This is a genomic window from Candidatus Bathyarchaeota archaeon, assembly GCA_026014745.1.
Classification (GTDB): domain Archaea; phylum Thermoproteota; class Bathyarchaeia; order Bathyarchaeales; family Bathycorpusculaceae; genus Bathycorpusculum.
Genome location: JAOZHS010000002.1, coordinates 502,823 through 525,965, shown reverse-complemented (window position 1 = coordinate 525,965; position 23,143 = coordinate 502,823). Strand labels below are relative to the sequence as shown.

The 23,143-nt window shown below is 49.8% G+C and carries 28 protein-coding genes and 1 tRNA gene; 14 read left to right on the top strand and 15 right to left on the bottom strand.

Annotated elements, in window-relative coordinates; all coding sequences use genetic code 11:
* The first annotated feature begins 476 nt into the window (after nucleotides 1–476).
* Nucleotides 477–1,493: an isocitrate/isopropylmalate dehydrogenase family protein gene (locus NWE92_09445; GenBank protein MCW4029852.1), complete on the top strand. Its 1,017-nt coding sequence runs from the start codon at nucleotides 477–479 to the stop codon at nucleotides 1,491–1,493.
* Between the two features lie 75 nt (nucleotides 1,494–1,568).
* Here NWE92_09445 and NWE92_09440 read toward each other — a convergent pair whose 3' ends face one another.
* On the bottom strand, nucleotides 1,569–2,417 hold the full coding sequence (locus tag NWE92_09440) for an OB-fold nucleic acid binding domain-containing protein (GenBank protein MCW4029851.1): 849 nt from the start codon (nucleotides 2,415–2,417) through the stop codon (nucleotides 1,569–1,571).
* A 109-nt stretch (nucleotides 2,418–2,526) separates the two neighbouring features.
* Between NWE92_09440 and NWE92_09435 the strand changes: the two genes are divergently transcribed.
* Both NWE92_09435 and NWE92_09430 read left to right on the top strand, forming a co-directional pair.
* On the top strand, nucleotides 2,527–2,814 hold the full coding sequence (locus NWE92_09435) for a DUF131 domain-containing protein (protein MCW4029850.1): 288 nt from the start codon (nucleotides 2,527–2,529) through the stop codon (nucleotides 2,812–2,814).
* Between the two features lies 1 nt (nucleotide 2,815).
* A complete protein-coding gene (locus NWE92_09430; GenBank protein ID MCW4029849.1) occupies nucleotides 2,816–3,103 on the top strand; it encodes a DUF131 domain-containing protein in 288 nt (95 codons plus the stop codon).
* A gap of 18 nt (nucleotides 3,104–3,121) precedes the next feature.
* Here NWE92_09430 and NWE92_09425 read toward each other — a convergent pair whose 3' ends face one another.
* From NWE92_09425 to NWE92_09415, 3 genes are read right to left on the bottom strand one after another with little or no spacing between them, the layout of a single operon-like run.
* Nucleotides 3,122–3,247 (bottom strand): hypothetical protein, encoded by a 126-nt coding sequence (locus tag NWE92_09425; protein ID MCW4029848.1) that lies wholly within the window; start codon nucleotides 3,245–3,247, stop codon nucleotides 3,122–3,124.
* A 42-nt stretch (nucleotides 3,248–3,289) separates the two neighbouring features.
* A complete protein-coding gene (locus NWE92_09420) occupies nucleotides 3,290–3,703 on the bottom strand; it encodes a hypothetical protein (GenBank protein MCW4029847.1) in 414 nt (137 codons plus the stop codon).
* Nucleotides 3,704–3,727: 24 nt separating this feature from the next.
* Nucleotides 3,728–4,327, bottom strand: a complete 600-nt coding sequence (locus tag NWE92_09415) for an Hsp20/alpha crystallin family protein (protein ID MCW4029846.1) — start codon at nucleotides 4,325–4,327, stop codon at nucleotides 3,728–3,730.
* Nucleotides 4,328–4,497: 170 nt separating this feature from the next.
* On the opposite strand from NWE92_09415, the gene NWE92_09410 reads away from it, so the two are divergent.
* From NWE92_09410 to NWE92_09395, 4 genes are all read left to right on the top strand, one after another.
* On the top strand, nucleotides 4,498–4,677 hold the full coding sequence (locus NWE92_09410) for a CooT family nickel-binding protein (protein MCW4029845.1): 180 nt from the start codon (nucleotides 4,498–4,500) through the stop codon (nucleotides 4,675–4,677).
* A gap of 106 nt (nucleotides 4,678–4,783) precedes the next feature.
* On the top strand, nucleotides 4,784–5,461 hold the full coding sequence (locus tag NWE92_09405; GenBank protein MCW4029844.1) for a hypothetical protein: 678 nt from the start codon (nucleotides 4,784–4,786) through the stop codon (nucleotides 5,459–5,461).
* Nucleotides 5,462–5,466: 5 nt separating this feature from the next.
* Nucleotides 5,467–5,733, top strand: a complete 267-nt coding sequence (locus tag NWE92_09400; protein ID MCW4029843.1) for a GIY-YIG nuclease family protein — start codon at nucleotides 5,467–5,469, stop codon at nucleotides 5,731–5,733.
* A 31-nt stretch (nucleotides 5,734–5,764) separates the two neighbouring features.
* Nucleotides 5,765–6,241: an MGMT family protein gene (locus NWE92_09395; GenBank protein MCW4029842.1), complete on the top strand. Its 477-nt coding sequence runs from the start codon at nucleotides 5,765–5,767 to the stop codon at nucleotides 6,239–6,241.
* Here the strand turns inward: NWE92_09395 and NWE92_09390 are convergent.
* From NWE92_09390 to NWE92_09370, 5 genes are all read right to left on the bottom strand, one after another.
* Entirely contained in the window at nucleotides 6,233–7,468 is a 1,236-nt protein-coding gene (locus NWE92_09390; GenBank protein MCW4029841.1) for an HAD-IB family phosphatase, read from the bottom strand. The two genes, NWE92_09395 and NWE92_09390, sit on opposite strands and share 9 nt — an antisense overlap.
* Nucleotides 7,469–7,544: 76 nt before the next feature.
* The gene (locus NWE92_09385) at nucleotides 7,545–8,168 is read right to left on the bottom strand and encodes a hypothetical protein (GenBank protein ID MCW4029840.1); all 624 of its coding nucleotides are present in this window, start codon (nucleotides 8,166–8,168) and stop codon (nucleotides 7,545–7,547) included.
* Nucleotides 8,119–9,459 carry a radical SAM protein gene (locus tag NWE92_09380; protein MCW4029839.1) on the bottom strand — a complete coding sequence of 447 codons (1,341 nt, stop codon included), beginning with the start codon at nucleotides 9,457–9,459 and terminating at the stop codon, nucleotides 8,119–8,121. Before NWE92_09380 ends, NWE92_09385 begins: the two co-directional genes overlap by 50 nt.
* A gap of 1 nt (nucleotide 9,460) precedes the next feature.
* Nucleotides 9,461–11,095 (bottom strand): DUF2207 domain-containing protein, encoded by a 1,635-nt coding sequence (locus NWE92_09375; protein ID MCW4029838.1) that lies wholly within the window; start codon nucleotides 11,093–11,095, stop codon nucleotides 9,461–9,463.
* Complete coding sequence (locus NWE92_09370) at nucleotides 11,089–11,442, bottom strand: hypothetical protein (GenBank protein ID MCW4029837.1); 354 nt, start codon at nucleotides 11,440–11,442, stop codon at nucleotides 11,089–11,091. Before NWE92_09370 ends, NWE92_09375 begins: the two co-directional genes overlap by 7 nt.
* A 746-nt stretch (nucleotides 11,443–12,188) precedes the next feature.
* Here NWE92_09370 and NWE92_09365 point away from each other — a divergent pair.
* Nucleotides 12,189–12,296 (top strand) — tRNA-Met (locus NWE92_09365).
* 3 nt (nucleotides 12,297–12,299) lie between these two features.
* Here the strand turns inward: NWE92_09365 and NWE92_09360 are convergent.
* Both NWE92_09360 and NWE92_09355 read right to left on the bottom strand, forming a co-directional pair.
* On the bottom strand, nucleotides 12,300–12,764 hold the full coding sequence (locus tag NWE92_09360; protein MCW4029836.1) for a flavodoxin family protein: 465 nt from the start codon (nucleotides 12,762–12,764) through the stop codon (nucleotides 12,300–12,302).
* Nucleotides 12,765–12,836: 72 nt separating this feature from the next.
* Entirely contained in the window at nucleotides 12,837–13,841 is a 1,005-nt protein-coding gene (locus NWE92_09355) for a nitrogen fixation protein NifH (protein MCW4029835.1), read from the bottom strand.
* Between the two features lie 113 nt (nucleotides 13,842–13,954).
* Between NWE92_09355 and NWE92_09350 the strand changes: the two genes are divergently transcribed.
* The 3 genes from NWE92_09350 (at nucleotide 13,955) to NWE92_09340 (ending at nucleotide 16,516) form a co-directional block, all read left to right on the top strand.
* On the top strand, nucleotides 13,955–14,425 hold the full coding sequence (locus NWE92_09350; protein ID MCW4029834.1) for a hypothetical protein: 471 nt from the start codon (nucleotides 13,955–13,957) through the stop codon (nucleotides 14,423–14,425).
* A 65-nt stretch (nucleotides 14,426–14,490) separates the two neighbouring features.
* Nucleotides 14,491–14,913 (top strand): heavy metal-binding domain-containing protein, encoded by a 423-nt coding sequence (locus NWE92_09345; protein ID MCW4029833.1) that lies wholly within the window; start codon nucleotides 14,491–14,493, stop codon nucleotides 14,911–14,913.
* 10 nt (nucleotides 14,914–14,923) lie between these two features.
* On the top strand, nucleotides 14,924–16,516 hold the full coding sequence (locus tag NWE92_09340) for a long-chain fatty acid--CoA ligase (GenBank protein MCW4029832.1): 1,593 nt from the start codon (nucleotides 14,924–14,926) through the stop codon (nucleotides 16,514–16,516).
* Here the strand turns inward: NWE92_09340 and NWE92_09335 are convergent.
* From NWE92_09335 to NWE92_09325, 3 genes are all read right to left on the bottom strand, one after another.
* Nucleotides 16,513–17,139: a class I SAM-dependent methyltransferase gene (locus tag NWE92_09335; protein ID MCW4029831.1), complete on the bottom strand. Its 627-nt coding sequence runs from the start codon at nucleotides 17,137–17,139 to the stop codon at nucleotides 16,513–16,515. The two genes, NWE92_09340 and NWE92_09335, sit on opposite strands and share 4 nt — an antisense overlap.
* Before the next feature lie 102 nt (nucleotides 17,140–17,241).
* Nucleotides 17,242–17,448, bottom strand: coding sequence for a hypothetical protein (locus NWE92_09330; GenBank protein ID MCW4029830.1), 207 nt, complete (start codon nucleotides 17,446–17,448; stop codon nucleotides 17,242–17,244).
* A 105-nt stretch (nucleotides 17,449–17,553) separates the two neighbouring features.
* Complete coding sequence (locus tag NWE92_09325) at nucleotides 17,554–17,883, bottom strand: YhcB family protein (protein MCW4029829.1); 330 nt, start codon at nucleotides 17,881–17,883, stop codon at nucleotides 17,554–17,556.
* Between the two features lie 136 nt (nucleotides 17,884–18,019).
* Here NWE92_09325 and hypF point away from each other — a divergent pair, with 136 nt between their 5' ends.
* Genes hypF through hypD form a run of 3 tightly spaced genes read left to right on the top strand, consistent with a single transcriptional unit; the run spans nucleotide 18,020 to nucleotide 21,675 of the window.
* Entirely contained in the window at nucleotides 18,020–20,302 is a 2,283-nt protein-coding gene (gene hypF, locus NWE92_09320; protein MCW4029828.1) for a carbamoyltransferase HypF, read from the top strand.
* A gap of 48 nt (nucleotides 20,303–20,350) precedes the next feature.
* A complete protein-coding gene (locus NWE92_09315; protein ID MCW4029827.1) occupies nucleotides 20,351–20,575 on the top strand; it encodes a HypC/HybG/HupF family hydrogenase formation chaperone in 225 nt (74 codons plus the stop codon).
* A gap of 59 nt (nucleotides 20,576–20,634) precedes the next feature.
* Nucleotides 20,635–21,675 (top strand): hydrogenase formation protein HypD, encoded by a 1,041-nt coding sequence (hypD, locus tag NWE92_09310; GenBank protein MCW4029826.1) that lies wholly within the window; start codon nucleotides 20,635–20,637, stop codon nucleotides 21,673–21,675.
* A gap of 290 nt (nucleotides 21,676–21,965) precedes the next feature.
* On the opposite strand, the gene hypE is transcribed toward hypD, so the two are convergent.
* Nucleotides 21,966–23,030, bottom strand: a complete 1,065-nt coding sequence (hypE, locus tag NWE92_09305) for a hydrogenase expression/formation protein HypE (GenBank protein MCW4029825.1) — start codon at nucleotides 23,028–23,030, stop codon at nucleotides 21,966–21,968.
* Between the last annotated feature and the right edge of the window lie 113 nt (nucleotides 23,031–23,143).

The following is a 23,143-nucleotide window of genomic DNA, read 5'->3' as shown; positions in this document are numbered from 1 at the left end:
AAAGAGGCTGGACAATGCAGCGACAACAACCGCTAGCGCTACTGGTATAAATAGCCACCCCGAAAACGGGAAAATGGGAGTAAAACCTAAACTTTCGATAAAGTTGTTATAGAAGCCAAAGGCAGATACAAAAATGCCGATGGAGAAAACCAGTTTACGTTTGTTTTTATCCTTTAAGTACAGATAACTAAGGACGCATGACAAAAGTATCCAAGTAATTAAGGGAAGAAACAAAAAAACGCTATCTTTTAACGCCTGATAGATCAATTTTATTTGCCCAACCTGTTGCCGCTTGATGTTTTTATCTCAGGCGGTAGTCTTGATTATTGTTTTGGGCACTTAGTAGTTTGTGTGTAAACTAACTAACAACAACAAGATCTTTTGGCAGTAGCGACAGAACGCGTGCAAAAAAGCATGTCATTAACAGGAAAGCAGATAAGCAAAAACATTATTCTACACAGCCAGAAGGAAAGCCCATGACTAAAACTTACAGCATCGCCGCGTTGAAAGGCGACGGCATCGGTCCAGAAGTCACCGAGGCAACCGTTAAGGTCCTCGATGCAGTCCAAAAGAAAAGCAACTTTAAACTTAACATTGTCTATGGCGAAGCAGGCGCCCACTGCATCCCCGAATACGGCACAAACCTGCCAAAAGAAACAGTAGAACTCATCAAAAAAACCGATGCATGCCTCAAAGGCCCCATGACTACCCCCGAAGAACCCGGCGCACCCGTCAGCGTCGCAGTCACCCTACGCCGCATGTTCAACCTATATGCCAACGTGCGACCATGCAAAACCTTCCCCAACGTTGAATCCCTCAAACCCAACATTGACCTAATCGTGGTCAGAGAAAACACTGAAGGCATGTATTCAGGCGATGAGTCACTTCTTGCCCCCGGCGTTGGCGTCGCCCTACGAGTAATCACCCGAGAAGCCTCCTTACGTGTGGCTGACTTCGCCTTCAAGTTGGCTATGAAACGTAAAAAACACTTAACTTACATCCACAAAGGCAACATTTTGCGCATCACTGATGGCATCTTTAAAGATGCAGTTAAAGAAGCTCAACAGAAATATCCCGAAGTCACCGTTGACGACCTTCACATAGACGCCGCTACAATGCAACTCATAAAGCAACCAGAAAAATACGACGTCATGGTCACAACCAACCTCTTCGGCGACATCATTAGCGACGAAGCCGCACAAGTCACCGGCAGCCTTGGTTTAGCAGCAGGCGCCAACATCGGCGAAACCTACGGCATGTTCGAACCCGTACATGGCAGCGCACCCAAATACACAGGCATGAACCGCGTTAACCCCATCGCAACCATAATGGCAGGCGCCATGATGCTGGATTGGCTAGGCGAAAAAGAGGCAGCCGCAAAAATCGAGAACGCAGTCATCGCGGTGCTAAAAGAAGGCAAAGTCCGCACACATGACCTCGGCGGCGAAGCCAAAGGCACCGAAATAACCGATGCCATCATCCAAAAAATCTAAACCTCTTTCTTCTTTATTTTGTCAAGTTTGTTTCTTACGTTAACTGTTGATGGCGCTTTTTATTTGGGACCCGTCTCAAAGGGTTTTTTCTGAACCTAACGAAACAAACGTGTTAGAATCCACATGAACCTCAACTGCGCCGTTTGAGGCGTCTTTAACGCGTGCGTTCACCAAAAGCAGCCGCATACCCGGTTTAGCGTGTTCTACCTCGACGGTTTTTTCGTTCCATGCAACCACTATTGCCTCGCCAGAATCATCCATCACAACCAAACGCAACACGGCGCCGTCAGTGTTGTCATTTTTTGTGAAGCTGCGTTTCTCAAAAACTGCTTTTATGGTGCCGAAAACATGAACGTTGCCCAAGTTTGGGTTGAGGGTTTTGATTTTTGTGGTAAACTTCTCAAAGGATATGTCGGGTGCTTTGGCGTCGGGTTCGATTTCGATTAGGCTCTTGTTGCCCATGTGTAGCTCGGTTTTGCCGTAGCGGTCGTCGCGTGTGTAGCCATGTACAAACCGCACGGACTGCCCAGCTTTCAGTTCGCCCCGTTCCACGAGTTCTGCTTGTTCATTCCACAGCACCACCCGCAACAGCCCCTCCTCGTCGGCTAGCATCAAAGTCGCAAACTTGCCTGACTTCTCCTCGCCTTGGAAAGTCTTGACCCCAAACACTGCAACCACACGCCCCGTCACCGTTACATCGTATAAGCCTTTGAAGAGGCGGCTGGTGCAGAGGGTGTCTTTGTTTTGAAACTGAGTCTGCGCGACCGCGACGCCGCATCGGGCAGCAATCAACCGCAGCAGGGTTTCATCGCCTAGTAACCCGCCGGTTTTGGCGCGTTCAGCTTGAAGCTGCGCTAAGATTTGCTCTTGGCTAAGCTGGGGGTTTTTTGAGAGCAACTCTGCGATGAGGTCTTGGGTGGTCATATGCGCCGACACGTTAAGGGTGCGGGGGCTTTTAATTTTTTGCTAAACCCGCGGAAGTTGGCTATGTTTATTAAAATCGCATGTTCTGTTTGATTGAGGCGCTGCTGAAATGGATTTAGCGGTCTTTTACACCGTGGGCACCGCATTGATTGTGGCTGGGATAGTGGTGATTGTGTTGGCGGTGATTTTGGCTTCGCTCAGACGAGGCGGTAGCAAAGGTGAAGGCGAGGCTGAAGGGAAAAACGAGACGCATGCGGCGGGTATAATCATGATTGGTCCCATTCCAATTATTTTTGGAACAGACAAAAAATCCGTAAAAACCGTGCTATTGCTCGCGTTGGCGCTAACCATCATGGCGTTAATTGCGTATCTGGTGTATTATTGGCTGGTGAGGTAAAATGTGGAGCCAAGAAGAATCCCCTGAAGAAGGCGTCGCGGTTTCGAGTCGATTTTTGAGGCTTATAATGTTGGGGATAGGGTTTGTGTTTGTGGGTGTGACTGTTTTGGCTGTTGCCGCATTCATGGCAGACGGGTCAGGTAGTGTGGGCGGCGTCATATTCATCGGACCCATACCGATAGTGTTCGGCGCGGGACCCGACTCAGGCTGGCTAATAACAATTAGCATAATTATTGCTGTAATAATGGTTGGCTTGTTTTGGGTATTGAATAGACGCCCAAGAAGTTAAAAGGGAAGTTGGGGCGGCTTATTCTTCTTCGGTTTCTTCATCTTCCTTGCCATAGTAGGCATAGAGGAAGATGAGCATTAATGCAATAAACACTGAGCCCATAAGGACATATTGCAAGATTGTGAAGTAGCCCGTTAAATCCATAGAGGTTCTCCTGTTGTTATCTACTCTTGCACATCTTCATATTTAAGGAGTAGCTTTTTTCCACTCCTTCATGAGCATATCGTAGCATTCATCGTTCTCTTCAAACAATTCAAACCAACCCAGATTCGCCGCCAACTTCTGTGTCAAAAGATGATAGCACATATGCACTTTTTTGTCAAGCACACGGAAGTAGAAGTCATCGCAGGGACAAAACTCGGCTTCAGGCATAATGAGGTAGTCGCGTTCGCGCCCCAGCACAATCCAAACCACCCGTCCTGAGGGTTTGAACACGTATTTTTTGACTCTGCCCTCGGTTAAGGCGTCAAGGGCTTTGGTGAAGCGTTGCCCAAACAACTCGTAGAGGCTGGTTAGGTTGTCGCCTGAGAGTTTACCTGCTGCTTTGGCTTCGCGGCATATGGCGTTTAGGGTATCCACTTCTGAGGAGTCAGTCATCATTACACTAGCTACTATGAAAGGGATTTAGTTGATGTCTATGGGTTCGCCGCGGGGCTTTGAGGGCTCCGCTTTTGGAAGCACCACTTCCAGCACGCCATTCTTGTAAGTGGAGGTGGCTTCTTTGACACGGACCTTGGTTGGTAGTTGCACTTCTTTGTAATACTTGTACTGGCTGGTATCCACCGAAATCTCCAGTGAATCCTCGGTACCGTGCAGTTTAATGTCAGTTTTCTCCACGCCAGGCAACTCCACGACCACACGGACAACTCGCTCATCCTCAATGATATCCACGAGGGGTTCCCGTTCCTCTTTGATTTGCGGGGTTCCTTTGAGGCCCTTTTTGACGTTGCCGAACTCTTGAATTTCCGGTTTCCCATCAGGACCAATCTTCATGCTGTAACCATACACAAACGGACCCAGTTCCTTGACGGTGCTGCCGTCGGGAAGCTTGCGTTCCTTTACGAATTCTTTTGGAACCTTCTCGGTGAAGGTTTTGAATTCTTCATCCATTAACTTCTCCATTTCATGAAACATGTCATCTATGTCGCCGAAAAAGGGGTCTTTGGAGGGGTTGCGGCGTTTCTTGAACCATTCAGGGAAATTGTTATCGTTATCCGAGGACACACGCGTTCACCAACGTATCCTTGAGGTTTCAATCCAATAAATTTATTGTTAGAAAAAGCATTGACAAAAAAAGCGACCCACAAATTCTCATCGTAGCGATATGGACTATTTCGGTTTTAGGTGAAACTCCTTATAACTAAGAATCTTCAAACTTATTTTAGTGACACATCATGTGTGAATTTGACGTAATAGCGGACGGAAAAGTCCAATTCAAAGACGTAATCTACACCAAAGTGGATGCCGACAAAGTCGTCGTCAAAAACATCCTCGGTCAAGCCAAAGAATTCGCGGGCTACAAAATCGTAGAAGTCGATGTCCCCAACACCCGACTCGTAATCACCAAAATATAAGAAACCCAACAACTGACGACAGAGAAGTCTTCGTCAGCCATCATTTTCTGCTTATATACCAAATGCAACTAGATAGTCTAGCAGCCACGTATATGGGCAAATGGAAATGAGTAATCGCCAAAAATTTGAGCAGGACTTAACTAAACTTTTAGAGAGGCTCAACTGGGATACCAGTGAGCTTGAAAAAAAGAAGCTCGACGAGTTAAGAGAGTGGCTTATCAAGCTTCACCGAGAAAACATAGTAAAGATTAATCACTCCGTTATGGAGCTAACCTGCGCCAAATACCTCATCCAACGAGCCTACGAGGTCCAACTTGAATATCCCCTAAACAGCCTCTTAACCTGCGACTTACTCGGCACCAAAGGACTAGGCAACCTCATAATAGAAATCGAAACAGGCTACATCCCACCCGAAAACGCCCTAGCCCCCCTGACCTATACGACGGCGCGGTTAGCCAGCAAAATCATCCGTTACAGTAGCTTCGCAGGCAAATTCGCGTTGGGTGTGCCGCCGCATTATGTTTTGCCTTTTCCACGTATTTTGGCTAAGCCGCCGCGGAACCGCACTGACCAAGAAATCGAGCAGATAAAAAACCTCTGTGACGCTTACTACAAAAAGCCCCCGGTTACGGAGGAGGAAATCCGCAACGCGCGCATACATGAAATTTACATAATTGATGTGGATCTCGCTTGGGTGCAGGAAATTGACCCTGAAGCTTACCTTAAGAGGGCAATGCACAAAGGGGTCGTCCCTGACTACATTACCCAAGTTATGGAGCCCTAAACCCGATGGCGTTCTACGTTTACATTCTGCAATGCCTTGATGGCAGCTTCTATACAGGCTACACCAAAGACATAGACCAACGCACCAAACAGCACACGGAAGGGAAGGGCGCCAGATACACCAAAGCGCATAAACCCCAAAAACTCGCTTACACCGAAACCTTTGACAACCGAAGCCAAGCAATGAAGCGGGAACGCGAAATCAAAAAACTCAGCCACCAACAAAAAATGAATCTAATCACAACAAAAACAGAGCAGGAAAAACAAAAATAACCCCTCCACCGAATAGAAAATGGTTGTTGTTATGCCAAAACGTAAGCCTACTTGGCAAGAAAAACTCCACGACAGCAAAGGCTGCCCCAAAGTTTCTCCAATTAACGATAAACTGCGCAAAAGCTGGGGCACAGGAACAGTTGTCATACCTGCGCCTCTTGAAGTAGACGCGTACATGCGGCAGGTTCCCGAGGGCAAAGTGATAACCATTAATGAAATACGCCAAGCCTTAGCCGTTAAACATGGCGCCACCATCGGTTGTCCCATCACCACGGGCATTTTTGCGTGGATAGCAGCCAACGCCGCAGAAGAACAAAAACAAGAAGGCAAAACCGACACTACACCCTACTGGCGCACCCTCAAAGTAAAAGGCATGATTAACGAGAAATACCCCGGCGGCGTCGAAACCCAAACCATACTACTACAAGGGGAAGGTCACACCGTAGTCAAGAAGGGAAAAAACAGCTACGTCAAAGACTACCAAAACGCCCTCTACCAGCTAAAGTAGCAACGTCAGCGCTGCGCCAGTTATGACGGGTATGAGTACGTTATCATTTAGGGGTAGCGGCAAAACTTCTACTGTCATGGCTATTGCGGCGCCTATCAACGCGATTTGAGGCGGAACAAAGAAGCAGCCTGCCAAAAAAGCAAAAAAGAAACCCACCAAAGACCCCTCCCAAGTTTTACCCTTATTAAACGGCAGAGACGTCGAAATCATCCCGCCAAACAAAGAAGCCGTGCTGTCGCCGAGGCAAAACATCGCGATGGCTGCCCCCGCGGCTTGAGCAGGGAAAAGCACCAACGTCAAAACTATGCCGCAGGCAAAATAGAGCGGGGCAGCGGCGAAACCGTAGATTTCTGACTGGGAAGCTGCGTGGCGGGTGACGGCGGAGATGAAGGGGAGTTGGCGGCCTTGGAGACGGAAAAGCTCGGATGCCGTGTAGATTATGGCGATTACAATGATTATGGATGCGACTATGGGGACGCCGATGAGGGAGGCGATGACGGGCATAAAGATGCCTGAAGCATGGATATCTTCACGAACGAAATCGTTGGTGGAGGGAAAGGAGCGTTTGTGGGGTTCGCCGTCGATTATGGGGATTATGCCTTGGAGTCTACCGTTCACGACGCGGTCCGCTTTGACCCGCAATACGAAGTCGGGGTTAAAACCGATTTTAAGCATCCCTGGCAAATAGAGGCAACTGTTATTGCGGTCATCTGCCACCACGGCGCAGTCCCGTAGGCGAAGGTTCTCTTGGGTGATGATGCGGCTAAAGATTTTGAGTTTGCCATTTTTTTCGATGGCATCGCCCCCAATTTTCCCTGTCACTCTACCGTTCACAATCTCCACGTCAATGCCATAGGCGTATTGTGCGCCGACGCATTCCGCTAACTTCTCGACAAGAATCGTGGGCAGCCCAGAGCTGATAAGCGCGATTTTGCAGCCGCGACTGTGGAGTTGCTCAAAAAAACCTTGCAGATAAGGCGACGCGGGAATCCGATTAAAAACCTCCGCCATAGTTTCGAGTTTCATGCCGTGCATTTCGCCAAAGATGCGGCGAAGAGCAGAATCTAGTCTAAGCGCGCCCACTTCATAGAGAAAACCCAACAGGAGCAGTCGAATCAGCTTCCAGAACCCCAAGGTTCGGCCCACTTCAAAGAAGAAGCGGTTTTTGGGGATAAGTACTCCTTCAACGTCGAAAACAACAAGGCGGGGCTTCTGCATGGACTCCATTATACCTTAACCTACAAGTCAGCCATTGCCAAAAGAGAATTACGGCTCTTAGGATAAATTTGTTTACCCTACCCTTTTAGGTTAGCGGCTGAGCTTTGTGTTTTTTGAAAAAGAATACGCCGCATCCAACTACACTGATTGCAATTAAACCAACAATCAAAACAGGTGTATAATCAAAACCTGAAGATTCAGTATTTATTTCGTTTGAGGATAAATCTGGTTGGTATGCAAATTCGCGAGTTGTTGATAAGCGATTTCCAAGGTCATCAACGCTGTAAGCCCTCAAAGTATGGTTACCTGCTGTTAAATTCGCTATGCTTGCGCTTGCACGATACTCCGTACAGGTGCCGCTAAACCAATCTTTCTCCGATTCGGTTATATTTGTTATTTCTGTGTTCGGGTATTCGTCTATGCTGTAGTAAATGTTGGTGATGCGATGATAGTTTTGTGGTGCATTGAGGGGTTCTTTCACAACCACAACAATGGGGATGTCCGCCGCATCGTAGGTTTTAACTGTTTTAGGCAAGGGCTCCATTAAGTCAATTTCCGCATTTGTTGGAATAAAATTGGCGCTAGCAAAAGAAACTGCGGATAGCATCGACAGTATTAATGCCGAAATAATTGCGACAACGAAGGATTTCTTAGCTAAGTTAAGCGCCCCCTTCCGCTTGATTATTGATATTTTTATTTTGGAGTTCAAGGGGGCATCCGCCGCCACAAACCTGCAACTGACCGCAATCCTTGCACTTATCCTCCACGTATTCGCGTTTGCGGAGCTTTTCGGCAAGGGGGTTGCGCCAAATCGTATCCCACGGCTTAGTGAGGATGTTACCGAGTGATTCGAAGTAGCTTTGGCAGGGGTACACGTCGCCGTTGGGTCCGACACATGCCGTAATCATAGCCGCTGTACAGGATTTTAGGCCCAGCCCGTATTGGACGGGGTCAAATTGGCAGTACTGCGTGGGCGTGTACCAGAGGAATTTGAGTTGAAGCATCTGCGCTTTTTCGCGGACCTGCGGCAACAGCACCTTAAGCTGCTCGATGGACAGCGCAAATTCATCGCTGGCTTGGGACGCCTTACCGCTGTAGATGAGGCTGTTGCAGCCAAATGCGTCGACGCCGAGTTCTTTGATGTAGTCGATGGTTGTTAGGAAGTGGTCAGCGTTTTGTTTGCTAAGGGTGGTGTTGGTGGAGACGTAGATTTGGGAGTGCACCGCGTTTTTGATGCCTACCACAGTGTCTTTCCAGCTGCCCTCAGATTGAGTCATGGCGTCGTGTACGGATGGCTTGTGGGATTCAAGGGTGATTTGGACAAAGTCCAGCCCAGACTTTTCTAATTGTGCCACGTAGGCGGGGTCTTTGAGGCGGCGCCCGTTGCTAATTAGCCCCGTGACCATGCCACGATGTTGAGCATACAGCAAAAGCTCGGGCAGGTCGTCTCGGAGTGTGGGTTCGCCGCCGGTAAAGGTTAAGATGAAGACACCGATGTCGCTGAGTTTGTCAATGACTGCCTTCCACTGTTCCGTCGTCAATTCTGGGGTTTCATGTGGTCCTCCAGCGTAGCAGTGCACGCAGTCGTTTTGGCAACGGAAAGTCAACGCCAAGTCCATGCGTAGCGGGGCGGTGTACTGGTAAGTGAAGGGATCCTCCTTTTCGATGCGCAGAAACGTAACGGGATCGATTTTTTCGGTCTGCGCCAGCGTACTAATCGTGTAGACAAGCTGCTCATAATCGGCGTTGGCGGTTTGCTCGCTGACGCGGTAGAGACTTCGCATCTTCTTAACCACCTCCGCTTGAGGTAGCCCCTGCATGAAAAAGTATGCCAGTGCGGTTGCGGTGTGGTTGAGGTGCAGAATCGTGTTAGCGTTAATCGCCATGACGCCCTGTCTGCTGGGTTCAACGCGGAGCTGCAGGGACATGCCCTTGTATTTGTCTTCGGCGCGGTAGCTAAACCGTCCTGTGGGTATCTTTTGTTTTTTGAGGAAACTCATTTTAGTGTCCGCCTCCTCCAGCGCAGGCACAAGCGCATGAGACGCATGCACAGGCGCAGGCACATGCGGCGCAGGCGCATACGCAGTTGGCTCCTTTATGAGCTGGTTCGTGGCTGGCTTTGGGTGGGGCGGGGACGATGGAGTTGGCGAATTTTTCGAGGTTGACTACGATGTTGTTGCCTGTGGATTCGATGGCTGTAGCGATGTTGTTTGCGAATTGGGCGCCGGGAATGGTTGGGGCTGGACCCGACTGGGCTGGTACGGAAACGTTGGGGACATAGGTGGGGTGGGGATGATAAACTGTGTAGCCGTACCACCACCAGAACCACAACGGGTTAGGCGTGAACACGCGGTCTCGGAATGCGGTTTCGGTTTTGGTGCGTTGGTTGGGGTCTAACATGAGCCAAAGTAGCTGCTGATCGTAAGCGTTAGAGGCTAACTCGGGGGTTCCTGCTTGCTCCACCTGCGTCCAAGCCTCCGCTACAATCCGCCCATAATACGCCACTGTGTCCTTGCGGCTGAAACCCTCCATCTTCTGCTCCACCGTATCTCGCAGAAACATAACTGTTCGCGCCAGTTTCTCTTCGTCAAGGGTTCCGTCGGCGCGGAGAGCGCGGAGGAAATCTATTTCGTAGTAACGCAGGGGACTGTCTTTGGGTCCGACTTTGTCTTCGTAGGGTGGGAGCACTTTGAGTTTGAGGGAGGGCTTGGTTTCTTGTGCCCAAACCGCGCGTTTTTGAAGTAGGCTGTAGAGGATGGCGGTGACTAGCTGAGGCGGTTTTAGGTCCAAGAGGTAAGCGGCTTCCACGGCGGTTAAGCCGCGTTTGACGCCGAGTGTCTCCATGCTGACTTTAGGCGAAGTGTAGGCTGATTTTCGCGCAACACGTATGACGCCTATGATGAGGATAAGTGCAAAGACGCCGAAGATAATTGGGAAGATTATGGAGAGATCGGGGCCACCGCTTGAAGGCTCGGAGGGCGTGTAGTTGGGTAGGGCGCTGCTGGGAAAAGAGACCCCAACCATAAACTGTTCGCCTGCGCCGATTTGGGGGCGTTCCCAGTAAACAGCCAATTGCCCATCCACCATAGATGTGCCATTGTAATAGCTCTCCTGTGTGGTTTTCACGTCACCTGTAGAAACCCCCGGGGGTAGCACAATTTGGATGCGCACATCGTCGATTGGGGTGTCGCTTATCCACTGGGGGATGAATTGCATGCCGTAGTTGCCGGGGTTTTGGGTGTCGTTGCTTATCATGCCTGCCACGTTAGTGGAGACCTCAAACCACATGGATTGACCCGCCTGCAACCGCGGGTTAAAAAGCACATCCACCCGGTAGTTGCTGCCCTCATCAGCATAGTTAACCTCAAGCGGGTTCCCGTTTTGGTCACGGGCTTCCCCAATCGTGTAGTCGCCGTTGGGTTGCCCCACATAGAAGCCACCCATAGACCCCTGTGTAATCGTGACAGAAATGTTGTAGATTAAGTCGATGGTGCCGTCCTGATTGATGAATATCTGCGCCCATTCATGATCAACTGTATACGCTAAGCTGCTTTGAGCGCCTGCGAGGCATAGGGTGGAGGCTGAGAGCGCCACAGCCAACAACGCAACAAACACAAACACGCGGAGGTTTACCATTTTGGTTTCTCAACAACCTCAAACGTTGTCCCACAATACGGACACTTAACATAAGGCACACCACCCGATATTTGGATTTGGCTAGCCTCAACACTGCCGCCACAGTGGGGACATTTGATTTGGGCAGCACCCATTTGCCCAGAGACCTCAAAGCGCTGGATGACGGTTTTGGGTTTGCGCGTGGTATAGTATACGCCGACGATTATGACGATGCCTATGACGAATAGGATGCCGCTGGTGGCAAGCCGCGTGGTAGGCGCCGCAACCGAAGCTGCAAGCGCAAATATGACTGCGAAGAAGAACACAACCGCAGCCACAACACCTCCAAGTATAGGTAAGAGTTTCATGACTAGTTGCTTGTAAGACCTCAGAATTTAAACCTAACCCCTTTCATAACTTAGGGGCGACTTGCAGGTTTGACAATACATGCTTTTTGGGGCTTGTTTGGGTCTTTTCCTTTTCAAAACTGGCATGTTGCTTTGTACACTCTACATAAGGGCGGAGGTAAGTCTCTGAGCTGACTCTTTTTCCTAATTGGGGTATAGAGGGTTATTGGTTGAAAGTTGAGTTATTAGTATGTTGAAAATCAGTGTTTAACTGCTTGGATGCAGATTTTTATTAGACCTTTTCAATGGCAAGATTGTTCATAGCCGCAGTCGGCTTGAGGCTCTTAGGTGAGATATGGCAGAAACCAACCGAATGGACAATGCTAGCCCGCTTGCATTGTGCTGTTCAATGCTTTCAGATGCTTACATTGAACCTATTTGGCTCCTATTTGGATGCTATTAGTGGTTCTATGCAGAAACGATAGAGAGGGGAGGGTCTAAGCGGACATATTTGGAGCATATTAGAAACTCATTGCAGAAACCATAGAGGGGTAGGTCAGTATTGGTGAAAAACCGGTAGGTCTCTATCTATCCTGTCGCAGCAAACAAGTGTTTAGCAGGTGCCAGTTAAGTCTGAAACGATTTTTCTAAAAGGTACGTCGCTGGATTCTTCCTGTGCATTGTCAAAGGTGCGGCTGGGGCTTAAGGTTTAAATCAATGTTTGGAAACTAAGATGGCATCGGTGTAAAAACCGAAGAGGCAAATGTGCCGGGGTAGCCTAGCCTGGCCAGGGCGCCAGACTCATAATCTGGAGAACTAGAGGGCCAAACGCCCCTGTCCAAAGGTCGCGTGCTCGAATCGCGCCCCCGGCACCAAAATTATTTTTTGGATTTCAGGTTCTGCGCGAATTCCTCTGCGTTGGCGAGGTCTTCTGCGTTTGGACTGCCCTTGTTCATGCCGCCGAAAGCTTTGAGGAAACTGTTTGTGTTAAATCCGTGACAATTAAATTCGCCAACAATCTGGTAACCTTTTACTTGCAGTTTTTCTCGCAGCTCAGTGTGTATTTTGGTTTGGTATTTGGGATTTGAAATTCCGCTGGTGGAAAAAATGAATCCTTCTTTACCATTAACCTCTGGTAGGTTATCGGCGAAATCTAGCAGTTCCTTGTAGTGTTTTCCGCTATCGATTCCTGCTCCAAACCCCACCAAATCATAATTTGCTACTTCTGCTGGGTCGGTGGTTTTGGGGTTTTTGATTTCTGCATCGAGAATTTTTGCAAAAACCTCGCCAATTTTTTGAGTATTAAGATGATGGTAAGAGTACAGTACAATTATGGTTTTCAAGCTTTACCTTCCTGCTGCTGACGGATTGTTTTCTTTGTTAGCGTAAATATGGTTATCTCCATGTACCGCGTCTTAGCTGTAGACTTGTTTTATGGCAATTAACGCTTTTAGCGTCACCCACTTGCTGGGTTGCCCTACCGTTTCAATGTTGGCTTGGAATTTGCCGTTAAAACTGTGCTCCAGCGTCCATCTGCCCTGCTCGTCCTGTTTTGAAAGCACCAAATCCACCGCCTCCTGCATACGCGAATCTTTATACCCCAAGCTTGCAAGAATTCCCAGCAACTCCAACGCGTCAGTCTGGTACATTAAGGGAAACCCGAATTTCATCCATCCCGGCTTAGGAACCTTGGTTAGGTCGTGGCTTTTTTTGAAGATGTGATGTTTAAGGAAGTATTCTGCTCCGGCTTCGATGGTGGCTTTTGTTTTGGCGCTTCTTTGGTCTGCGGGGATTTCGGCGAGGGCTTTTAGGGCTTTAGCGGCGCCCATATGACAGGTATGTTTGCCAAAACACGCCTTCAAGCGGTCATAGAACTCGCCTCTGGCTGCTCCATCCCCATCGTCAAAGCGTTGAAACATTGCTATCCAATCTATCCCCGCCTGCACCCGTGGGTCGTCGAGGTAGCCCAGTCGGATGAGGCTAAAAAGCATGTTGCCTGTCAGGCAGGGAATCACCGCGCTTTGCCTGCCGCCGCCCTCCCTCTCTGAACGCGCCATCGCGAAGCCGCTGCTCTGGGGGTGCTGGCTGTTGTTGAGTATGAATTCACAGGCGCCTTTGACGCGGGAGTCAGTTGGGTCTGCGCCGAGTTCCGCCAAAATCAATAGCTGCCATACGGTTCCTTTGTATTTGGCGGTGTAGAAGTTTGTGGGGGTTCCCCAGTAGCCATCGCTGTTGAGTTTGGAGAGGATTTTGGGGACTACGCCTTGGGTCATTATGGCTTTTTTCGCTTCAGATGCTTCGGTAGCGTCTTTTTGTTTTGCTAAAAGTTCGGTTAGGGTGAAGTATCGCACAGAGGGGTTATCTTCTTCTAGGAGCCATGCTGATGGGTCCGCTTTGAGTTTAGCTTTCCATTCATCCATCGGTGTCACTTCTCAGTCATGTGCTTGTTTGTTGGGCGGTGCTTAAAGATTTTTTTCCGCGCCGCTTGGAGGAAGTTATTTATCGGGAACTCAAGCTTACCTTGGTGGTTGATATGCAGTTCTTTCACTTAAGAGAAGACGAAACAAAAACTTGGCGTAACTACCTCGTTATACAAATCAAACCCGAAGACTTCGTTGCCCTCAAAAACCGCTTCGAAACCCAAAATCCCAAACTCGCTTGCTGGGCGACGATACGCAACGGCAAACCCTGTATCGTCTTTGACTATGGCGGCACCATAAGCTTAAGTGAAACGTTCGGCAGCGGCGAAACGCTCGGTGACAAACTTGAGGTCGGCGACGTCGTAACCGTCATCTTAACCGATAAGCCCCAAGACCAACTCTTCACAATCACCGACAACGCCTTGACCCTAAACTTCGACTTATCCGAAGTCATCGCTTACTCTTTTGCCTACACCAAGGAGATGGAGCACATCTACGAGTTCTACCGCCACACTAGTAAACTAAAAGACTCAGACGGCAAAATCCAAATAAAAAACAAGCCTAAACGCTTAACCTTCAAATAACGCCTGTCTCTGGTTGGCAACAGCTTTTATAACAAGCGTATCCATAGACTGCCAAGGTGTCCCCTATGAATTGCCCCCGATGCTCAAACTATGCTCCTGACGGCGCATCTTTTTGCCCCAAATGCGGAGCCTCCCTTACCCAAAACCAGCCCTTCCTGTTAGTGACTACTCCTATGGTGGCGGGTTACAAAATCACCAAAGTTCTCGGCGTAGTTACGGGGTTGACTCCTCGCACCCGCGGTATACTTGGCCAATTTATCGCTGGATTTGAATCCATGATGGGTGGCGAAGTCACCGCTTTCACTGCTGAGGTTGAGAAGGCACGCTGGGAAGCCATTGAACGCGCCAAATCCCGCGCAATTGCTTTAGGCGCCAACGCGATTGTAGGCTTAGATGTGGAAACTTCTGACATGGGTACCCAGAATGGGATTTTGCTATTTTCGGCAACGGGAACAGCCGTCGTAATTGAACCTGAATCTACACCATAAGATGATGCGTTTGTCCCCTCAGAAAAAAACCCTCCAGCACCTAGAATATCCAAAGGTGCCTCTTTCGGGGTTGCTTGAGGCAAACGCAAAAAACTTTCCCGACCACGTCGCAATTGCCTATTGCGCAAATACCTTGACCTATGCGCAACTCGACATTTTGGCTAACCAATTCGCAAATGCCCTATCCACTTTAGGCGCCAAGAAAGGTGACTGTGTGGCGCTCTATCTGCCCAACATCCCCCAATTCGTAATCAGCTACTTCGGAGCCCTAAAAATAGGCGGGGTGGTGACAACGATTAGTCCGCTGCATCGGGAACGCGAGGTAGAATATCAGCTCTGCGATTCAGGCGCCCAAACAATCGTCACTTTAGACTCTCTGTTCCCCATTGTGGAGAAAGTTAGAGAAAAAACACCCCTAAAAAACGTTATAACCACGGGCTTAAACGATTACGATACCCAAACATCCCCTTCCCCTTCTCTTCCAAACACGTTTTCTTTTAGGCAACTGCTCCTAGAAGCATCCTCCTCCCATACTTCACTCAAGTTTGACCCCGCTGTGGACTTAGCTGCCCTCCAATACACAGGCGGAACAACAGGAACCCCCAAAGCCGCCATGCTCACCCACCGCAACCTCGTCTCAAACGCAGTTGCCTTCGCCGCCACCATCAAAGGCACAAGCCAAGACGTGTTCCTCACGGCATTGCCGCTTTTCCACATCTACGGCTTAACCACCAGCCTAACTGTCCCCATCAGTTTAGGCGCAAAAATGGTGCTTCTATCCAAGTTTGAACCCGTCAAAACCCTCACCACTATCCAGCAAGAGCATGTTTCGGTGTTCTGCGGGGTACCGACCATGTACACGATGCTAATCAACTACCCTGACTTAGGCAACTATGATTTGAAGTCTGTGCGGGTGTGTATTTCTGGTGCTTCCGCTTTGCCGCCACAGGTGCAGAGGAGCTTCATGGAGGTGACAGGGGGCTTTTTAGCGGAGGGTTACGGATTGTCGGAGGCGTCGCCGGTAACGCATTGTAGTCCTGTGGATAAGGCGTTGGCGTTGCGGGTGGGCTCGATTGGTTTGCCGCTGCCCGATACCGAAGCCAAAATTGTGGACGCCGAAACTGGCGTGCCCCTTGGTGTGGGTCAGAGGGGTGAATTGGCTGTTCGGGGACCCCAAGTCATGGCAGGCTACTGGCATCGCCCAGACGAAACCGCCCAAGTGCTCCGCGACGGTTGGCTGCTTACAGGTGACATCGCCCGAATCGACGCGGACGGTTACTGCTATATTGTGGACCGTAAAAAAGACCTCATCAAATACAAAGACTACAGCGTCTATCCCCGCGAACTCGAAGACCTGCTCTATGAACACCCCGCCGTAAAACAATGTGCCGTCGTCGGTAAACCCGACCCCAAAACAGGCGAAATCCCAGTCGCTTATATCGTGCTAAAAGACGGCGTTAGTGCTACAGCTGAAGAAATCAAAGGTTACGTTAACGCAAAAGTAGCCGCCTACAAAGCAATCCGCGACGTCGTGTTTTTAGATGCTTTGCCCTTAACTGCCGCTGGAAAAGTCCTCAAACGCGCCCTCAAAGAACGCGCTTAATCAGCTGGTTTTTGGGCAACAATCGTGTTCCACGGTGACTGCTCTTTTCTTGAAACCTCCACACCAACAAACCCTGCGGCTTGCAGCATACTCTCTATCTCTTCAAGCGTCAAGAGGTGTACGTGTGTTTTTTCTATGATTTCGGCTTGTTTAACGTCGTGGACGCCGTCTTTGACCATTTCATTAATCAAGAGGAGCTTGCCGTTTGGTTTTAGTATTCGGTTTATTTCTTTGAAGGCATCTGATAGGCTGGGCCAGAAATAGTAGGTTTCACATGCCGTCACCAAATCAAACAAGCCGTTTGAGAAGCCTGTTTTGTCAACTGCGGCTTCAGTGATTTCGACTTTGCCTTGGTCGACGAATTTTTTGTTTAGTTTCGTCGCGTACGCCACCATATCAGGTGAATAGTCGATGCCATACACTTTGCCGTTGGGGACCCGTTTGGCTAATCGGTTGATGGTTTTGCCGCCGCCACAACCTGCATCCAAAATCACAAAGTCTGGGTTGATGGTTACGTGTGTTAAGCCCCATGTGGTGAGTGATTTGTGTCCGTGGTTCATCATTGCGGCAACGATTTTGCCTTTGCGTCCTGTGGGGCGCTGAAACTGGTCATACACACTCATGTCATTCACCAAACATAGAGTTTGCGTGTTGACAACTAATTATCTTACTGTTAAAAAAACCAAAAGTCAACATCGAAGCGCCGCTACCTGTTAGAGGATCCGTTACTCTTTCTTTAAAACCCGCAGAACAAGTTTTTCGCCTATCCACCCCAAAACGAGTAGCATACAGAATGGTCCCAAAAACATGGCAAATACAAACTCGTTATTTGACGTGACCGCTTGCCCAAACATTTCGGGGTAGAGTATGACGCCTGCGATGACTAGGCATATGGTTAGGATGAATGCAACTGCAAACGTCACGGCTTTCATGACTGCTCAAAGGTATGGCTTTGTATTTTAAAGCTACCCCTTTTCCCCCAAAAAAATAGCCTGACTACTCTTTTGCTGGTTAAAAAAGAAGAGGGGTTGGTTGGTTTATTTTGCGAGCAGGAACCCCACTGCTAGGCCTACGATTAATCCGATGCTTAACGGCAGTAAGCCTATCAACAGTGTTCCATACTGAACCACCATTGGTCCATACTGGTCGACAAGTTGAGCCATAGCGGCGGTGTTGATGTTTAGGAAGCCAAAGTAAATGGCGATTGCACTGATAACGGCGATTATGACGGCGATTTTTAGGAACTTATGCACGAGGTATCCAATGATTAAGCCGACAATCAAGGGAATAATCATAAAGATAATCGGTGTTAGACCGCCGATGCTTCCACCAGTAAGGAACGCAAATATCTCTTCTAATGCTCCCATGGTTGAGGTACACTCAAGCTTGTTATTTGCTGCTATTCTATTTAATACTGCGCATAGAACGCCCCCTTGTGGTTCTCGGGGAATTTCGAAATGTATAAGAGAAAAACTTGACCCACAGATAGCTAAGGTTTAGGCTTTGCGTGTTAAACTCGGCATCACAGGTATCGTGCAAGGCGTCGGCTTTCGTCCCTTCATCTACCGTATCGCCGTCAAAAATGGTTTGACAGGTTACGTGCGCAACCTCGGCGACGCAGGTGTAGAAGTGCTCTTAGAAGGCACCCTGCGAAGTGTTGAGAGTTTCATGACGGATTTGACCTCTCTTAAGCCGCCGCTAGCCCAAATCGAACACGTAAACCGCACCGAACTTTCAGGACCCAACCAATATCACACATTTGCAATTCACCAAAGCAGCAGCACCGCTAAACAATCGGGTTCTGTTATCCCCGCTGACGGTGCCATCTGTAACCAATGCCTAAAAGAACTCCGCGACCCCAAAGACCACCGATACGACTACTTCTTCATAACCTGCACCGACTGCGGTCCACGATTCACAATCATCGAACACTTGCCCTACGACCGCGAAAACACCACCATGAAAGAGTTCCCGCTATGCGGCTTCTGCCAAAGAGAATATGAGAATCCAGCTAACAGACGCTTCCACGCCGAAACCGTGGCATGCTCCACCTGTGGACCCAAAGTGTACCTTACCACTAATACGGGGCGGCCTGTAGACTCCTGTGACCCAATACGCCTCGCGGGCACGCTCCTCTCCGAAGGCAGCATAGTCGCGGTGAAAGGCTATGGTGGCTTCCATCTCGCGGCTTCAACCGTGCTCGAGGAGCCCCTGCAGCGGCTTAGACAAACCAAGCATCGCAGCGAAAAACCCTTCGCGCTCATGGCAAGAAGCCTCCAAGCCGTCGAAGCCTTCGCGGATGTTTCCCCAAAAGAGAAAGAACTTCTTACAAGCCCCCAACGTCCCATCGTCCTCCTAAACAAAAACGACTCATACAACCTCTCGCCGCTAGTAGCGCCCCACCTCCATAACGTCGGCGTCATGCTCCCCTACACGGGGCTCCACTACATGCTCTTTGACGAAGTTGCTGACTCAGCGTTTGTTATGACCAGCGCTAATCCCGCTAACCAACCCATCGTCAAAGACAACGCCGAAGCCCTCCGCATACTTGGCGGCACAGCCGATTATTTCTTGTTTCATAACCGCCAAATCGCCCAACGATGCGACGACACCGTCATGCGCACCCACGGCGAACAGCAGGTGTTTCTGCGCAGAAGCCGCGGCTACGCCCCTACACCCATAAAACTCAAAAACCCCTCAAAACGCACTGTTTTCGCTTTAGGCGGCGAACTCAACAACACCAGTTGCATACTCCTCGACGACAAGGCGTTTTTGAGCCAACACATCGGCGACGTCGAAAACCTTGAAACCCAGACCTTCCTCGCCGAAGCAACACGTCACCTTCAACATTTAACCAACAGCAAACCCCAAGCCGTCGCCTGCGATTTGCACCCCAAATTCAACACTACCGCGATGGCAAAGGAAATGGCGCAAGCCGCTGGGTTGCCGCTGATTCAGGTGCAACATCATCATGCTCATGCGGCGGCGTTGATGGCGGAACACGGTTTAGACGAGGTCGTTGCGGTTGTCTGTGACGGTTACGGTTACGGCTCAGACGGCGGGGCTTGGGGCGGCGAAGTTCTCCAATGTGTCTGCGGCGAAGCAGGTTTTGGGCGGTTGGGGCATCTTGAGGCGCAGCCGCTTTTGGGCGGAGACTTAGCCAGCCGCTACCCTCTGCGCATTGCCGCAGCCATACTCAACAAAGCAGGCATAGACATCGGAGCATGGCTGATAGGCAACAGCAGTCACTTGCCCCATGGAGAAATCGAAGCCCAACTCATCCTCGATCAACTTCAAAAAGGGTTAGGTGCCGTGGAAACCACCAGTTGCGGACGGGTTTTGGACGCCGTTGCTGCTGTGTTAGGGGTTTGTTTTGCGCGAAGCTACGAGGGGGAACCAGCCATGAAGCTCGAATCAACGGCTTTAGGCGGCAAAGACGCCCTCAAACTTGCTCCTGTCCTGCAAGGTGACGTACTACAAACCACCAACCTGATAAGGGCAATCTATGAAAACAAAAGCAAACTCTTCACAGCAGACTTAGCCTACTCTGCCCACGCCTACCTCGCAAAAGGGCTCGCTACCATCGCAGTCCAAAACGCACAAGCTCAAGGCATCAAAACTGTGGGTTTCACAGGCGGCGCAGCCTGCAATCTGCTTCTTGCCCAGCAAATTCGTGGTGTAGTGGAGGCGTCGGGGTTGCGGTTTGTGGTTCATGAGGCGGTTCCGGCGGGCGACGGGGGCGTCGCGTTTGGTCAGGCGGTTGTTGGAGGATTCTGTGGTTTTTGACCAATCTGTTTTTATCGCACAAAATACGTCTTTTATAGACTGATAATTATGTGTTTAGCTATTCCCGCCAAAGTTATGGACTTAAGCGGCGACAAAGCCCACGTGGACTTCGGACAGGGTGTACTGCGCGAGGTCAACATTTCGCTGGTAAACGTTAAAGTCGGCGATTACGTGCTGGTACACGCAGGATACGCCATTCAGCTAATCGAAGAAAACGACGCCAAAGAAACCCTCAGCCTCTGGAATGACATTTTAGCCAAAGGACAAGAATAGGCAAGGCGAATCCTGTGGCTGTAGACCTTCGATTCCGAAACCCCGACCTCGCACAAACCATAGCCCGAAGAATCAAAACTTTAGCCTCCAAAATGGGCGAAGTTAAAATCTGCCACGTCTGTGGAACACACGAATGGACCATAACCCACTACGGTCTACGCAGCCTTCTACCCTCAAACGTCGAAGTCATCGCGGGACCTGGCTGCCCCGTCTGCGTCATCCCCGCATCAGAAATCGACGAAGCCGTACAACTCGCAAAACAAGGCAAAGTCATCACCTGCTTCGGCGACGTCTTACGCGTGCCAGGCAGCGAATCCTCCCTCATAGAAGCAAAAGCAACCGGCGCCGATGTCCGAGTGGTCTACGCAACCTCCGACGCCGTAGCAATGGCGAAGGCTGAACCTGACAAGGAATTCGTGTTTTTCGCAGTCGGATTTGAAACCACTGCGCCATCCACCGCGGTTGAAGCGTTAGGTGATTTGCCAAGCAACTTTAGTTTTTTGATTTGTCACCGCCTAATCCCGCCTGCCATGGAGCTGCTGCTCGGTATTGATGACCTCCAAATCGACGGCTTCATCGCGCCTGGACACGTCAGTGCCATCACGGGTTTAAAACCTTATGAGTTGTTCACACGGGAGTATCGGATGCCCGTGGTTGTGGCAGGGTTCGAACCCCTCGACGTCTTAATGGCCGTCTACATGATTCTAAAACAGGTCAGCGAAACAGACGCTAGACTCGAAAACGAGTATCCACGCGTCGTTAAACCCGAAGGCAACCCCAAAGCCCTAGAAATGATAAAGAAAGCCTTCACCGTAGCTGACGGCAACTGGCGCGGCATCGGTAACCTCGCCAACTCTGCCCTAAAACTCCGCCCAACCCTCTCCCAGTACGACGCTCGCCTCAAATATGACGTTCACGTCGAGCACGGCAGAGACCTCCAGACGGGCTGCCAATGTCACCGCGTCATAATCGGAAAAATCAAACCCAACCAATGCCCCCTCTTCCTCAAAGAATGCACACCGCAAAAACCCGTAGGTGCTTGCATGGTTAGTAGCGAAGGTACTTGCCGTGTCTGGGCAAAAAATGCCGCAACTGTTTAATCCAAATCCCCCCTCTAGCAGTAGATCGATTTTTCGTTTTTGCCTCTTTGTGTGGGTGTGGCGATTTTAAAAATTTTACAAGATGGATTGCGTCTGCGGCTGCTTTTTGGGTTTGCGGCGTGTTTCTGCGTCTGTTTGGGTGTGGAGTAACCATATTTTACCACACGCTTAACATAGTTTTATGTTGAAGCCGCCGCAGTGTGAGTGTGAATGCATGTATAGCCTGATTTTTTCTCCACAAGACCAAGATCTTAGGGCAAAAGGAAGCTTTCATAACTGCTTTCGGTTGCTTAGCAGATTCTTGGGACGGGGTCGCCGACTGGACGCGCAATGATACGTTTGCCACCAACAACTGTCTGCATGGCTACGCCCCGGAACTCTTTGGTGGCTTCTCCGATTATCTGTGCTTCTTTGCCCTCAGGGGTCTGTTTAAGAAACGCCAAGGCTTCTTGAGCTTTCTCTGCGACGACGCCTATGATGTATTTGCCTTCATTTCCCACTTCTAGGGGGTCTAATCCGAGCATGTCACAGGCTGTCTGCACATCTGGGTGAATGGGGACTTTGTCTTCGTGGATTAGGATGCCAACTTTGGATTTCTCTGTCCACTCGTTGCTGGCATCCGCTAAGCCGCCTCGAGTGGGGTCTTTTACTGCGACTACGCCTCCGACTTCGGCGAATAGTTTCTGTATCATGCGGTTGAGGGGTTTTACGTCGGATTCTATTTTGCTAGCAAACGATAATCCCTGCTGCGCGGATAGGACGGCTAAGCCGTGGTCTGCTATGGCGCCAGTGAGTATGATTTTATCGCCTGCCGCAAGGTTAGAGTCTAAGGTCCATCGAGCCGCGACGCTGCGATACTGTCTAGCAACGCTTAGGTTGTGTTCTAAGGCGGGGGTGCGTTTGCCAATGCCTGAAACATTCATGACGCAGCCGCCAAGTGCGCCTTTCTCTACGACTTTGGTGTCGCCAGTGACAATGCCAACGTCGGCTTCAAGGCAGGTTTGTCGCATGCTGGCAAGGATGCGTTCAAAATCAGAAATGAGCAAGCCTTCTTCAAGGATTAATCCGCAGGCTAAAGCGAAGGGTTGGGCGCCGACTGCTGCTATGTCGTTGACGGTGCCGGATATGGCGATGCGTCCAATGTCGCCGCCGGGGAAGAAGATGGGTTTTACGGCGTGGCTGTCGCTTTTTATTACGGTGTCGCCAACCACTGCCGCGTCATCCATGGCTTCTAGGGGCACTTCTGCGTTTCCTATGCCGCCGAAGGCTTTGACGACGTAGTTTTTGACGAGGTCATGCATTACTGTGCCGCCTGCGCCGTGGAGCATCGTGATTTTTTCTTTGTTATCTGGCATGGTTTGGTCTCTGGGTTGGATAGATTCTCGGTGTGAAAAATAAATGAATCGCATTCTGCCTGTTTTTGTCATCTTCGGGTGATTTTGCAGCGGTTGATTTGAGTTTATTCGTT